The sequence below is a fragment of the Ureibacillus chungkukjangi genome (assembly GCF_044795995.1).
Lineage (GTDB): Bacteria > Bacillota > Bacilli > Bacillales_A > Planococcaceae > Ureibacillus > Ureibacillus chungkukjangi.
Map to the genome: position 1 here is coordinate 1,184,348 of NZ_CP085009.1, position 13,847 is coordinate 1,198,194.

Sequence of the window (13,847 nt, forward strand, 5' to 3'; positions counted from 1 at the left end):
TGCGCCAAATCAGCTCACCTAACAAAAGCTAAACAGGTTTTAGCTATTGGAGGGTCACTTAATCAAATTTACGCATAAAGGGGGAAAATGATTGTTTAATAAAATTATTGACTTATTTAGAAAAATTTGGAGTAAGTTTCGACTAAAGGGAACGTACTATATAGGAGGGCACGATTCATTGCCAGTACCATTGACTAGAGAAGAAGAGACGACAGTTATTGAAGCCTTTATGAATGGTGACTTAAGAGCAAGAGATACACTAATTGAGAGAAATCTTCGTCTTGTTGTGTACATTGCAAGACGTTTTGATAACACTGGTACACCTATTGAGGATCTAATTAGCATAGGTTCCATTGGCTTGATAAAAGCCATTGAGACCTTTAATACAGAAAAAAATATTAAATTAGCAACTTACGCTTCCAGATGTATTGAAAATGAAATTTTAATGCATTTGAGAAAGACAAGCCGTATGAAGGGTGAGGTTTCGTTAGACGAGCCTTTAAATTCAGATCCAGATGGAAATGAATTACTTCTTTCAGACATTCTTGGTACAGAAGAACAAATTATTATGAATGATGTTGAGAAGAAGATAGAACGTCAGCATATGTTCCAAGCGATTAACGGCTTGAGTGAACGTGAAAGATATATTATGGAGTGTCGTTTTGGTTTAAATGGGAAGCAAGAAATGACACAAAAAGAAGTGGCAGACCATTTAGGAATTTCACAATCCTATATTTCACGTTTAGAAAAGAAAATAATTTTAGATTTACGTGAACATTTAAATCAACCAATTTCTTAATTTATATAATAAGAAAGGTTTTGTTTAAGACAAATACAATTGAATATTGAGAGCTTTAGTACGAATCCGATTGGATGAAATTGGACGAAAATTTTGTGCATATTCTTTTTTATTCCGGACAAACTTAAAAAACAGTTCAGAGATATATGTGAAACTTTCATAAAAATTCCTAATGAAGGTTGAAGTGCATCTCATGTGCTTCATAGACATAACTGCATTCATTTATGCTCCTTGTCTGTGCACATAGAAATTCATGCATTTCTTGACTGTATATTCCTTTGGTCATAACAGCAGGATAGTGCGGGGAAAAAAATGACAGTTCGGAGGAAAAGAAGATGGTTCGTACTAAAGTAGAACTTTGTGGTGTAGATACTGCTTCTTTGCCAGTGCTAAAACATGAAGAGATGAGAGAGTTGTTCGTTCGCTTACAAGCTGGAGAAGAATGGGTAAGAGATGAACTGGTAATTTGTAATTTAAGGCTTGTGTTAAGTATTGTCGGTAGGTTCTCCTATCGAGGCGAACAAGCAGATGACCTATTTCAAGTAGGGTGTATCGGTTTATTAAAAGCTATTGATCATTTTGACCTTAAGCATAATGTTCGATTTTCGACATATGCTGTACCAATGATCATTGGTGAAATTAGAAGACATTTGCGTGATCATCATGCATTACGTGTATCTAGATCCTTACGAGATATTGCTTATAAAGCAATGCAAGCCAAGGAAGCGTTTATTTCAGAAAATCTACATGAGCCGACAATTGAACAATTGGCAGAAGCAATTGAAATGAAAAAGGAAGATGTATTGTATGCACTGGATGCAATTCAGGATCCTTTATCATTACAAGAGCCAATTTACTCAGATGGCGGTGATGCCGTTTATATTATGGATCAGTTAAGAGATGATGATGTATCAGAGGAACAATGGGTTGCATATGTAAGTGTAAAAGAAAGTATGCAGAAATTAGATGAAAGACAGCAGATGATACTATCAAAACGATTCTATTACGGCGAAACTCAAACGGAAATCGCAAAATCACTCGGCATATCTCAGGCGCAAATTTCTCGATTAGAAAAAAATGCAATTGAGACAATGCAAAAAGACTATAAATTAGGATAAAACATGCAGCGCACTTATCTTTTAAGTGCGTTTTTATTTGGGAGTAAGTAAGACGCGACACAATAAATCTAGAAATTCCTTTGAACAAGTAAATATTTAGCCTCACCAAGCATAAGTGTTATTAAAGAGTGGTATATGTGAATATGTACACGAAGGGAGATCGGATTTGCGTTTTTCTGATGTGCAGCAAAAGGAAATTATTGAGGCTGGTAGTGGTCGTTTTATTGGGTATATTATTGACGCCGAGGTGGATGAAAAGTCAGGTGACATTGTAGCTTTTTTAGTTTCGGAACCCAAAAAGTTTATGTCCTTTATGCAAAGCGACGAACAAGTGAGAAAAGTGCTGATTAGCGATGTGCTCGTAGTAGGAAAAGATGTAATTTTAGTTAGAGAACTTGTCTGATAGAAGTAGCAATGCATTGAAAAGTAGCATGTAGATTGATACAATAAAAGAAACTAATGATGTAAAGTTGGGTTTAAATTGGCAAAGATTACAGAAAACTTACAATTCATAAATGAAAAAATAAAACAGGCAAAAAATCGTTCTGAAAAAAAGCAGGATGTGACCGTAATTGCTGTAACAAAACAGGTCACTACCGAAAGAGCTTTTGAAGCGGTTGAAGCTGGGCTAATTCATCTTGGTGAAAACAGACCAGAAGGATTATTGGCTAAAAAAAGCGAAATTAATAATCAAGCAAAATGGCATTACATTGGCTCCTTGCAGTCAAGAAAAGTAAAACAAGTAATAAATGAAATTGACTATCTCCATTCTTTAGACCGTTTTAGCTTAGCTGAAGAAATTAATAAAAGAGCACAAAAAACGATTAATTGTTTTGTGCAAGCAAATGTATCAGGAGAAGAGTCAAAGCACGGACTTAACAGAGATGAAGTAATACCTTTTATCGAAAGTCTAGCACAATTTGAACATATTCGTATCGTAGGCTTAATGACAATGGCTCCAAATACAGGAGAGAAAGAAATAATTCGAAACGTATTTCGTGAATTAAAAAATCTACAACAGGAAGTTGTTAAGCTTAACTTACCGTTTGCACCTTGCGAAGAGCTTTCAATGGGTATGTCAAATGACTACGAAATTGCAGTAGAAGAGGGTGCAACCTTTGTAAGAATTGGAACAGCTCTTGTTGGATAGAAAAGAGGGATACTAGATGAGCATGAAAAACAAAATCAAAAATTTCTTTTACTTAGAGGAAGAAGAGGAAGCAGCAGCACAAGTGCAAGCTCAAAGCCCAGTGAATCTTCCAAAAGAGCAACCGGTAGCAAAGTCGCGCGCGAAAAAGGAAAGAAAAGTAGTGGAGGTTGAAGCAACTACAGCGCAGCCACCACGTAATGTTGTAAGTCTACAAGCTGCAAACGCGCTGAAAAATTCTAAAGTGGTCATTATCGAACCACGTGTGTATGCAGAAGCACAGGATATTTCCGAGCATTTAAAGAATAAACGTGCTATTATTGTCAATTTACAAAGAATTGATCGTGAATCTGGTATTCGAATTATCGATTTCTTAAGTGGAACAGTGTATGCTTTAGGTGGAGATATTCAAAGAATCGGTACCGATATATTCTTATGTACACCAGAAAATGTAGAGGTATCTGGTGAAATCTCTAATTATTTTTCTGAGGAATACTAGCTTCATTCCTTCACCAGGAATGGAGTTTCCCTCTGATATTAAAGTACATAAAAGAACAATCAACTAGCTTTGGTAAAGGTTTACTCCTAGCTATTAAGGGGAATTTAATTTAGAGAGGGTCATCAATTTATATGTTATTAGAATCAATCCTAAGAGTAATCACAATTGCATTCTCGATTTATTCGTTTATGCTAATCATTTACATCTTAATGTCCTGGGTTCCGGCAGTACAACAATCTGGATTTGGCCGTTTATTAGCAAAAGCATGTGAGCCTTATTTAGGCATCTTTAGAAAGTTCATTCCACCAATCGGTATGATCGATTTTTCGCCAATCATCGGTATCTTATTATTAAGCTTTATCGAACGAGGCATAAAAATTGTTTTTCTTAATATCTTTAGCCTGATTGCATAGGACAAGCCCCTACAAACAAGTGGGGGTTTTTTTATAATTTTGAAAAACACTATAGCTAAAGAGACTTTATTCCATATTTTTTAGAAGGAAAAATTAGATAAGAATTTTATGTGAAAAAACTCTCAATTTTACTATAAAACTTAAAAAAATAGGAATAATAATATTTATAAAAGAGGGGCTTTTTGCAGATGGAGCATTTAATCCAGCATTTTAGAAAAGATGAACAAACGTTTATAGAAAAAGTCATTGGCTGGCAACGGGAAGTAGAGGACCGTTTCGCTCCAAAGCTAACAGATTTCCTTGACCCACGAGAACGTTTTATTGTTTCGTCCATAATTGGTCAGGATAATGATCTGCAAGTAAAAACTTTTGGAGGGTTTCAGGAAGCCGAGCGTCAAAGGCTATTTATTTGCCCGAGTTACTTTGAACCATCCTCAGAGGACTTCCAAATCTCCTTTTTCTCTATTAACTACCCATCCAAATTTGTGCAGTTAAAACATCCGGATGTCTTAGGGGCTCTACTATCCCTTGGTATTGAACGCAGTAAATTTGGAGATATAAGAATAGAAGGAGACACTATCCAATTTGCAGCAGTAGGGGAAGTACAGGACTATATTTTAGCGAACCTAACTTCAATCGGGAAATCGAAAGTAAAGCTAGAATATGTAAAAACTACCGATCAATTAATCACCGTAAAGGAAGAATGGTTTGACAATACCTATACCGTATCTTCTATGAGGTTAGATGTGATAGTTGCAACAGTAGTGAATATATCTAGACAAAAGTCTCAAAGTCTTATTAAGGCTGGAAAAGTAAAAGTGAATTGGACCGTTAGAGAGGATACTTCCTTTGAGGTTCAAGAAGGCGATGTAATTTCAGCTAGAGGTCATGGTAGAATCAAGGTTATGATGACTGAAGGTAGAACAAAAAAGGATAAAATACGACTGCAAGTAGGACGATTAGAGCAAAAATAGTAGTTTCTGGTGAAAAATTACGAAAATTTGATGTCAAGTGACGACACGAGTTGTATAATAGGATTAGTTATTTCAAATGAGAAGGAGTGTTGACCATGCCATTATCACCTCTTGATATACATAATAAAGAATTTACTAGAGGCTTCCGCGGCTATGCAGAGGACGAAGTGAACGAATTTCTAGATCAAATTATTAAAGATTATGAAATTATCCTTCGTGAGAAAAAAGAGTTAGAAGAGAAGATTAAAACAATGACTGTACAAATGGGTCATTATAATACACTAGAAGAAACATTACAAAAATCTATCGTTGTAGCTCAAGAAGCAGCAGAAGAGGTTCGTCGTAATTCTCAGCAGGAATCTAAGCTAATTATTAAAGAAGCTGAAAAGAATGCTGATCGTATTGTCAATGAAGCATTGGGCAAAGCTCGTAAAATTGCAATTGAAATTGATGAGTTGAAAAAACAATCGAAAGTATTCCGTAATCGCTTCAAAATGCTAGTAGAAGCTCAATTAGATTTGTTAAGCACAGATGACTGGGATCATTTAATGGAATATAATGTGGGTCTTACTGAAATCCAAAATCATGCCAGAAAAGAAACAGATGAAATCGAGCTTACTAGCGAAGAGTTAAACAAGCTTCTATAATATCCGATTTACTTGACGAAAATTATTCGGTTTCATATACTGATAAACGAGATTAAAAATAACTTAAAATATGCGTTGACGGAGACAGTATTTTTTGAAAGTGACCACAAGCGATTCGAGGATGGTGAAAGCTCGAACAATACCTTCAAAAAAAGAAAATCACTCCAGAGCAAAATCCCTGAAAAAGAGCGCGCAAAATGGTGCTGTAAGTAAGTGATTTCGTTAACACTAGCGTTAAAGTGTCTAAGAGGTAATCTAATCTTAGTGTTAGATTACAAATTAGGGTGGTACCACGAGTTATAGCTTCTCGTCCCTTTTACCAGGGATGAGAGGCTTTTTTTATTTTAAAAAAGTTCTGAGTCATTTATATTGGATTCGGAAAAGGCTTCTAATACACAATATGTAGCCTACTATGAAAGCTGCGAAATAGATCCAAGAATCCACTTTATTTATTGATTGAAACAGCGCTAGTTATTTTTAAATTTGAGAAGTTGAAACTTTAGGAGGACTTAAAATGGTAGAGTACAAAGATACGTTATTAATGCCAAAGACAGATTTCCCAATGCGCGGAAATTTACCGGCAAATGAACCAAAAATGCAAGGGAAATGGAATGAAATGGACATCAACGCAAAAGTATTAGAACGTACAAAAGACCGTCCGCATTTCGTACTACACGATGGTCCTCCATATGCCAACGGAGATATCCATATCGGGCATGCATTGAACAAGGTTATTAAAGATATGATCAACCGTCATCGTTCAATGACTGGCTACCATGTACCTTATGTACCAGGTTGGGATACACACGGTTTACCAATCGAGCAAGCTCTTACAAACAAAGGTGTTAAACGTAAAGAAATGACAGTGGCCGAGTTCCGTGAGCTATGTGAAAAATATGCCTATGAGCAAGTTGAAAACCAAAAATCACAATTCAGACGTTTAGGTGTTCGTGGCGATTGGGAAAATCCTTACATCACATTAAAGCCCGAATTTGAATCACGTCAAATCGAAGTATTCGGTAAAATGGCTGAAAAAGGCTATATCTATAAAGGTTTAAAACCAGTTTATTGGTCTCCTTCTTCAGAATCAGCTCTTGCAGAAGCAGAAATCGAATATCAAGATATTAAATCTCCTTCAATTTATGTAAGCTTCGGTATTAAGGATGCAAAGGGTGTTGTTCCTGAGGATGCAAAATTCATCATTTGGACAACGACACCATGGACTATTCCTGCAAACTTAGGGATTTCCTTAAACCCTGAAATTACTTACGTAGTAGTGGCTGTAAATGGTAACAAATTTATCATTGCAAAGGATTTATTAGAAACAGTTTCACAAACACTAGAGTGGGAAAATGCAGAGGTTGTTCAAGAAGTAAAAGGGCAAGAGCTTGAATACGTAGTTGCAAAACACCCATTATATGACCGAGATTCATTAATTATGGTTGGGGATCATGTTACTACTGATGCTGGTACAGGATGTGTTCACACGGCTCCGGGTCATGGTGAAGATGACTTCCAAGTTGGTAAACGCTATGGATTAGAGGTACTAAGCCCAATCAATGATCAAGGCTGCTATACAAATGAAGCACCTGGTTTTGAAGGTTTGTTCTATAACGATGCAAATAAAGTGGTTACTGAAAAGTTAAAAGAGGCTGGTGCTTTAGAAAAGCTATCCTTCTTCTCTCACTCATACCCACATGACTGGCGTACAAAAAAACCGGTTATTTACCGTGCTACACCACAATGGTTCTGTTCAGTAGAAGCATTCCGTGACGAGCTATTAAATGCGGTTGAAAGTACGACTTTCACGCCAGCTTGGGGAGAAACACGACTTTATAATATGCTTCGTGACCGTGGAGATTGGTGTATTTCTCGTCAACGTGCATGGGGAGTTCCAATTCCAGTATTCTATACTGAAAACGGTGAAGAAATTATTACACCTGAAACAATTGCTCATGTATCGAAGCTGTTCCGTGAGCACGGTTCAAACATTTGGTTCCAATGGGAAGCAAAAGACTTACTTCCAGAAGGCTTTACACACCCAGGTAGTCCTAACGGGAAGTTCTCTAAAGAAAATGACATCATGGACGTATGGTTCGACTCAGGTTCATCACACCAAGGTGTACTTGTTGAGCGCGGCATGAAATATCCAGCTGATCTTTACTTAGAAGGCTCTGACCAACACCGAGGATGGTTCAACTCTTCATTAATTACATCTGTTGCCATTAATGGGTATGCACCATACAAAGGCCTATTAACGCATGGCTTCGTATTAGATGGCGATGGTCGTAAAATGAGTAAATCCTTAGGAAATGTTATCATTCCTGAAAAAGTAATGAATCAATATGGTGCAGATATCCTTCGTTTATGGGTAGCGTCAGTGGATTATACTGCGGATGTACGTATTTCAATGGATATGTTAAAACAAATTTCTGAAGTATATCGTAAAATCCGTAACACACTTCGTTTCTTACACGGGAATGTTTCTGACTTCAATCCTAAAGAAGACCGCGTAGCTTACGATGATTTACGTGAAATGGATCAATACATGTACATGCGTTTGCAGGATGTTTTAAAAGCTGTACGTGCTGCTTATGATCGTTATGAATTTGCATCTGTTTACCACACTATTAACAACTTTGTTGCAGTTGAATTATCAGCATTCTATTTAGATGTGGCAAAAGATGTTGTATATATCGAAGGTAAAGAGAACCATGATCGTCGTGCAATGCAAACAGTAATGTATGATACGCTTCAAACACTATTAAAAGTGTTAACACCAATCCTGCCACATACAACGGATGAATTATGGTCTTACTTAAACGAAGAAGAAGCTTCTGTTCAATTAACAGACTTCCCTGAAGTTGACGAGCATAGTAATTTCTCTGAGCTACGTGCGAAATGGGAAAAGGTAATTACTGTACGTGACGAAGTACTAAAAGCACTAGAAGAAGCTCGTAATGCAAAAACAATCGGTAAATCATTAGAGGCTAAATTAACTATCTTCGCAAATGAAGAGGTTACTGCACTTTTAAATGATACAGCGGTTAACTTTGCTCAAAGCTGTATCATTTCTCAGCTTGAAGTAGTAGCAGGGAAAGAAAATGCACCTGAAAATGCTCTAGTTTTAGAGAAAACTTCAATCGTAGTTGAAAAAGCAGGCGGAGAAAAATGTGAGCGATGCTGGTCTTACTCCGAAACTGTAGGTCAAAACGAAGCACATCCTACTTTATGTAGCCGTTGTGCGGATGTAGTAGAAAAACATTACGTTTAAGATTAATTTTTTGTAGTTGGCGGATATATTCGTAAAAGTGGCGGACATTCGACACTAATTGGCGCAAAAAATGCCAAAACTAACAGGATATCCAGAACTTTACCTCCATCACAAAAAAAATTAAGTCTTATTACGACGCGCAGATAAATAACCGCTCTCGTTTTCGGGGGCGGTTGTTTTATAGTGACACAAAAAAATGATGTTTAGTACCTACTGACACCGTTTAAGTGTTAGGATAACAGTATATATTAAATTTAATCTTTGCCATGGTTAATTTGAAATTGAAAAAAGGTAAAGATAATGGCAAATGGGGGAATACTGTGTATAAATACTATGGTATCGCTGCAATCGTTATAATATTAGATCAGTGGACGAAATGGTTAGTAGTTAAAAATATGGAGCTTGGAGACCGTATCGTAATTTGGGATCCATGGTTTGGGCTTCTTTCTCATCGTAATCGTGGTGCTGCTTGGGGAATGCTACAAGGGCAAATGTGGATATTCACCATTGTAACCTTAATCGTTATTGCAGGTATTATTTATTACTTCCATAAAGAAGCAAAAGGAAAGCCAGCTTTTGGAATCAGTTTAATGGTTTTACTTGGTGGGGCTTTAGGTAATTTTATCGATCGAATTTTCAGAGGAGAAGTAGTCGATTTTGCAGATGTACTAATCCCAATTATTAATTATGACTTCCCAATTTTTAATATTGCTGATGCAGCTTTAACAATATCAGTTATCATGCTTATTTTAGTAATGCTTAGAGAAGAACGGAATGAAAAGAAAAAGGTGAAATGATGACACTAGTCACAATTACAATCGAACAAGAAAATGCAGGAGAGCGTATTGACAAAGCGCTGTCAACAATTGAAGCAGAATGGTCAAGATCACAAATTTCCACATGGATTACAAATGGAATTGTGAAAGTAAATGGTGAAGATATTAAACCAAAATACAAGGTAAAAGAAGGCGATGTCATTGAAGTGGACGTGCCAGATCCTGAAGCACTAGAAGTTATTCCAGAGAATTTAGATTTAGAAATTATTTATGAAGACAAGGATGTACTTGTTGTAAATAAACCTAAAGGCATGGTTGTCCATCCGGCACCAGGCCACTTAACAGGCACATTAGTAAATGGCTTAATGCACCATTGCAAAGATTTATCAGGCATTAACGGCATTTTACGACCTGGTATTGTACACCGAATCGACAAAGATACATCAGGTTTATTAATGGTTGCTAAAAATGATCAAGCCCACCAATCACTTGTGGAACAACTTGTAAATAAAACAGTAACTCGTAAATATACCGCTCTAGTGCATGGACATATTGCTCATGACAAAGGGACAGTAGATGCCCCAATCGGACGTGATCCCAAAGACCGCCAAAGACAGGCAGTTGTTGATAATGGTAAGCATGCTGTCACTCACTTCAGTGTAATGGAGCGACTTGTTGATTTCACACTTGTGGAATGCCGTCTAGAAACAGGACGCACACACCAAATTCGTGTACACATGAATTATATTGGCTATCCATTAGCAGGAGACCCAAAATACGGTCCAAAGAAAACAATCGACTTTGGTGGACAAGTACTGCACGCAGGTGTTTTAGGATTTGTACATCCAACATCAAAAGAATACCTAGAATTTGAAGTGCCACTTCCAGCAGACTATGTGGCATTATTAGAAGCATTACGAAAAGCATAACTAACAAGCCGCAAGAGACAACGCTAAGTTGACTCTGCGGCTTTTTTTGTTGGGGGGAGACCAGGCTGGCGTGTTTTTGGGAGGTGGGGTGAGTGCAATTATATCTGGGATGAAACGTGTTACGAAGGAGAATTAGAATAAGAATGCGGTTCGTAATGGTGAGGAAGCGTGTTAGGAGGGAGAGTTGGGCTTGGGATGAGTTTCATATTTGAAATGAAACGCGTTTGGATGAAGGGTCGGAGTTGGAACGAGTTTCATATCGGGGATGAAACGTTTTTGGAGAGGGACTTGGGGTTAGAATGCGTTTCATATGGAAGATGAAACGTGTTGGAAGGGAGAGTTAGGGTTGTAATGCGTTACGAAGAAGAATTAGAATAGGAATGCGGTTTCTAATGGTGATGAAGCGTGTTAGGAGGAGGAATTGGGGTTGGAATGCAATTCATATCTGTGGTGAAACGTGTTAGAAGGTAGCAAAGCGTTAGTCATTACAACAATCTAGCAAGAACCTAACTCTGAAAGGTAGCAATACAACAGCTATTAAGACAATCCAGCAAGAACCTAACTCCGAATGGTAGCAAAGCAGCCGGTATTAAGACAATCCAGCATGAAGCTCATCGTGAAAGGTAGCAAAACCCCCAGCATTAAGACAATCCAGCAAGAACCTCACTTCGAAAGGTAGCAAAACGTTGGTGATTACAACGATTTAGTAAGAATCTTACTCCGAAAGGTAGCAAAGCAACCGGTATTACGACCATCCAAGAAGAACTCCACTCCGAAAGGTAGCAAAACCCCCAGCATTGCAACAATCCAGCAAGAACCTCACTCCGAAAGGTAGCAAAGTCCCCACCCCCACAACACTCTTAATCTAATTCCTATTCATATTTTCAAATAATTTTCAAAATAAGGTTGACGAATAACAATTACAATACTATACTAACAACAGTGAAGCCTACAGAGATGGGAACACGAAAAGTAAAATCAAATAGATACACCTTTAATGGCAGTCCAGAGAGGCTGAGAAGGTACTTGTAGAAATGTTATGGAATGATTATGCGCTTTTTTCGAATGAGGAATAGTTTAGACTGTTAACTCAAAATAGTAGAGAAAAGATTGCAGCACTATATGAATATAGTGCAAAAATTATCCAAGCATGTTATTTCAACACGTATATCCAACCTCTTAAAGCCAAAAGCTTTAAGAGGTTTTTATTTTGTGAAAAACTACAACCCTCTTTTGACTGTATCAAGCTATTTGTAAATCCAAGTTAGGAAGGAGGAAAAATGATGGGACAAATTACAGAATTATTAGATGGCCCTTCAATGAATCGCGCTTTAACAAGAATTGCTCATGAAATCATCGAGAAGAACAAAGGAATCGACGAATGTATTCTAGTAGGCATTAAAACACGTGGTGCTTTTCTAGCTAGAAGACTGGCAGACAAAATCGAGAAGATCGAAGGAAAACCAATTCGTACAGGGGAATTAGATATCACGCTTTACCGAGATGATCTTACTACTAAAACCGAAAACGGTGAAGCACTTGTAAAACAGGTTGATATTGATTATGTAGTGGCGAATCAAAAAATTATTCTTGTAGATGACGTTTTGTACACTGGTCGTACAGTGAGAGCTGCATTAGATGCGGTAATGGACTTAGGTCGACCTTCTCATATCCAGCTGGCTGTCCTTGTAGACAGGGGGCATCGTGAATTGCCAATCCGTGCTGATTATGTAGGAAAAAACATTCCAACATCAGGTGTTGAGAGAATCGTTGTTCGTTTAACAGAAGTGGATAAAGAAGATAACGTAACACTTCATAAAGAAGACTAACTGGCAAAAGAGGGAAAAGAATATGTCAAAAGCGGTGTTAGACATCAATGACAAACCTACAGCAGGACAACTTGTTACATTAAGTTTTCAGCATATGTTTGCAATGTTTGGTTCAACAATATTAGTGCCTCAATTGGTAGGATTAAGTCCTGCAATTGCATTACTAACTAGTGGGATCGCAACAATTATATTTTTACTAATTACACAATTTAAAGTACCTGCATATTTAGGTTCATCCTTTGCCTTCATAGCGCCGATTCTTGCAGTTGGTGGATTAGAAAATGGAGCAAGTGTAAACCCAGGAAACGCAATGATGGGTGCGATGGCAGTCGGAGTTGTTTACGGGATTGTATCCTTATTAATTTGGACAACAGGTTATAAATGGCTAATGCGTTTATTACCGCCAATCGTAGTAGCACCGGTTATTATCGTGATTGGGCTTGGATTATCCGGAACTGCAGTAGATATGGCGATGAACGTAAATGGAGAATACAGCTTCAAGCATTTCTCAGCAGCACTTGTAACTTTGTTCGCAGCAATCATTTTCAATGTGTATTTTAAGAACATACTAAGTACAATGCCAATTCTTTTAGGCTTAATCGTTGGATATGTTTACTCAGCAATTATCGGTATTGTTGACTTTACGCCTGTATCACAAGCAAAAATGTTCGCCTTGCCAGACTTCTTGATTCCAGGTGTGGATTACGAATTTAAAATCACATCAACGATCTTACTAGCAATGGTTCCGATTGTAATTGTAACGATTTCAGAACATATTGGTCACCAATTAGTATTAGGAAAAGTAGTAAACCGTAATTACATAAAAGATCCAGGTTTAAATAGATCCCTACTAGGGGATGGATTAGGGACATTTGTCAGTGCATTCATAGGTGGACCTCCTAAAACAACATACGGAGAGAATATCGGAGTCCTTGCAATCACAAGAGTGTTTTCGGTGTATGTGATCTTTGGTGCAGCAGTATTAGCCATTCTATTCTCTTTCTTAGGAAAAGCGATGGCATTAATCCAAACAATTCCTACAGCTGTTCTAGGTGGAATTTCCATACTGCTATTTGGGATTATTGCTTCAAGTGGTCTACGTATGTTAGTTGAAAACAACATTGACTTTGGAAACAACCGCAACATGGTAATTGCATCTGTTATTTTAGTAGTTGGGATTGGTGGAGCTTCACTTCGATTGTTTGATGAGTTATTCACTATTGAAGGGATGGCTTTAGCAGCTATCGTCGGAGTAATTTTAAATCTTGTCTTACCAGGAAGACCAAGGCAAGAAAATGAATTAGAAGAATAAAGAAAACCTTTTAATGAATTGTCCAGAGAGGCAAAGAAGGGGAATAACAAGTAGGTACATCTAAAATAGGGTACCTTAGCTTGTCATACCTTTTGCCTCGCGAATCGACATTTGCGAGGCATTTTTTTCT

Annotated in this window: 13 protein-coding genes and 1 other annotated feature; all 13 genes read left to right on the forward strand. The window is 37.4% G+C overall.

Features of this window, described 5'->3' with window-relative positions; genetic code table 11:
* Positions 1–91 precede the first annotated feature (91 nt).
* The 13 genes from sigE (at position 92) to LG296_RS05915 (ending at position 13,717) form a co-directional block, all read left to right on the forward strand.
* The gene (gene sigE, locus LG296_RS05855; RefSeq protein ID WP_107933861.1) at positions 92–799 is read left to right on the forward strand and encodes an RNA polymerase sporulation sigma factor SigE; all 708 of its coding nucleotides are present in this window, start codon (positions 92–94) and stop codon (positions 797–799) included.
* Positions 800–1,134: 335 nt separating this feature from the next.
* Positions 1,135–1,917, forward strand: coding sequence for an RNA polymerase sporulation sigma factor SigG (sigG, locus tag LG296_RS05860; RefSeq protein WP_251397111.1), 783 nt, complete (start codon positions 1,135–1,137; stop codon positions 1,915–1,917).
* A gap of 166 nt (positions 1,918–2,083) precedes the next feature.
* Entirely contained in the window at positions 2,084–2,320 is a 237-nt protein-coding gene (locus tag LG296_RS05865) for a PRC-barrel domain-containing protein (RefSeq protein ID WP_404427653.1), read from the forward strand.
* 78 nt (positions 2,321–2,398) lie between these two features.
* On the forward strand, positions 2,399–3,067 hold the full coding sequence (locus LG296_RS05870) for a YggS family pyridoxal phosphate-dependent enzyme (protein WP_404427654.1): 669 nt from the start codon (positions 2,399–2,401) through the stop codon (positions 3,065–3,067).
* A 16-nt stretch (positions 3,068–3,083) separates the two neighbouring features.
* Positions 3,084–3,563: a cell division protein SepF gene (locus LG296_RS05875; RefSeq protein ID WP_251397120.1), complete on the forward strand. Its 480-nt coding sequence runs from the start codon at positions 3,084–3,086 to the stop codon at positions 3,561–3,563.
* A gap of 131 nt (positions 3,564–3,694) precedes the next feature.
* Positions 3,695–3,976 carry a YggT family protein gene (locus LG296_RS05880; protein WP_251397122.1) on the forward strand — a complete coding sequence of 94 codons (282 nt, stop codon included), beginning with the start codon at positions 3,695–3,697 and terminating at the stop codon, positions 3,974–3,976.
* A 188-nt stretch (positions 3,977–4,164) separates the two neighbouring features.
* The gene (locus tag LG296_RS05885) at positions 4,165–4,950 is read left to right on the forward strand and encodes an RNA-binding protein (protein WP_404427655.1); all 786 of its coding nucleotides are present in this window, start codon (positions 4,165–4,167) and stop codon (positions 4,948–4,950) included.
* Between the two features lie 95 nt (positions 4,951–5,045).
* On the forward strand, positions 5,046–5,597 hold the full coding sequence (locus LG296_RS05890) for a DivIVA domain-containing protein (protein ID WP_251397128.1): 552 nt from the start codon (positions 5,046–5,048) through the stop codon (positions 5,595–5,597).
* 66 nt (positions 5,598–5,663) lie between these two features.
* Positions 5,664–5,915: a binding site (T-box leader), on the forward strand.
* Between the two features lie 196 nt (positions 5,916–6,111).
* Positions 6,112–8,871, forward strand: a complete 2,760-nt coding sequence (gene ileS, locus LG296_RS05895; protein WP_404427656.1) for an isoleucine--tRNA ligase — start codon at positions 6,112–6,114, stop codon at positions 8,869–8,871.
* A gap of 320 nt (positions 8,872–9,191) precedes the next feature.
* On the forward strand, positions 9,192–9,668 hold the full coding sequence (gene lspA, locus LG296_RS05900; protein ID WP_404427657.1) for a signal peptidase II: 477 nt from the start codon (positions 9,192–9,194) through the stop codon (positions 9,666–9,668).
* Positions 9,668–10,576 carry an RluA family pseudouridine synthase gene (locus LG296_RS05905; protein WP_404427969.1) on the forward strand — a complete coding sequence of 303 codons (909 nt, stop codon included), beginning with the start codon at positions 9,668–9,670 and terminating at the stop codon, positions 10,574–10,576. The genes lspA and LG296_RS05905 overlap by 1 nt, the downstream gene beginning before the upstream one ends.
* 1,283 nt (positions 10,577–11,859) lie before the next feature.
* Positions 11,860–12,405 carry a bifunctional pyr operon transcriptional regulator/uracil phosphoribosyltransferase PyrR gene (gene pyrR, locus LG296_RS05910; protein WP_404427658.1) on the forward strand — a complete coding sequence of 182 codons (546 nt, stop codon included), beginning with the start codon at positions 11,860–11,862 and terminating at the stop codon, positions 12,403–12,405.
* A gap of 22 nt (positions 12,406–12,427) precedes the next feature.
* Complete coding sequence (locus tag LG296_RS05915; protein ID WP_404427659.1) at positions 12,428–13,717, forward strand: uracil-xanthine permease family protein; 1,290 nt, start codon at positions 12,428–12,430, stop codon at positions 13,715–13,717.
* The last annotated feature ends 130 nt before the right edge of the window (positions 13,718–13,847 follow it).

What these genes read in the sequence shown, in the direction of transcription:
- sigG (WP_251397111.1), top strand. Translation starts at nt 1,135, where the DNA reads ATGGTTCGTACTAAAGTAGAACTTTGTGGTGTAGATACTGCTTCTTTG.
- LG296_RS05875 (WP_251397120.1), top strand. Translation starts at nt 3,084, where the DNA reads ATGAGCATGAAAAACAAAATCAAAAATTTCTTTTACTTAGAGGAAGAA.
- LG296_RS05880 (WP_251397122.1), top strand. Translation starts at nt 3,695, where the DNA reads ATGTTATTAGAATCAATCCTAAGAGTAATCACAATTGCATTCTCGATT.
- LG296_RS05885 (WP_404427655.1), top strand. Translation starts at nt 4,165, where the DNA reads ATGGAGCATTTAATCCAGCATTTTAGAAAAGATGAACAAACGTTTATA.
- LG296_RS05890 (WP_251397128.1), top strand. Translation starts at nt 5,046, where the DNA reads ATGCCATTATCACCTCTTGATATACATAATAAAGAATTTACTAGAGGC.
- ileS (WP_404427656.1), top strand. Translation starts at nt 6,112, where the DNA reads ATGGTAGAGTACAAAGATACGTTATTAATGCCAAAGACAGATTTCCCA.
- LG296_RS05905 (WP_404427969.1), top strand. Translation starts at nt 9,668, where the DNA reads ATGACACTAGTCACAATTACAATCGAACAAGAAAATGCAGGAGAGCGT.
- pyrR (WP_404427658.1), top strand. Translation starts at nt 11,860, where the DNA reads ATGGGACAAATTACAGAATTATTAGATGGCCCTTCAATGAATCGCGCT.
- LG296_RS05915 (WP_404427659.1), top strand. Translation starts at nt 12,428, where the DNA reads ATGTCAAAAGCGGTGTTAGACATCAATGACAAACCTACAGCAGGACAA.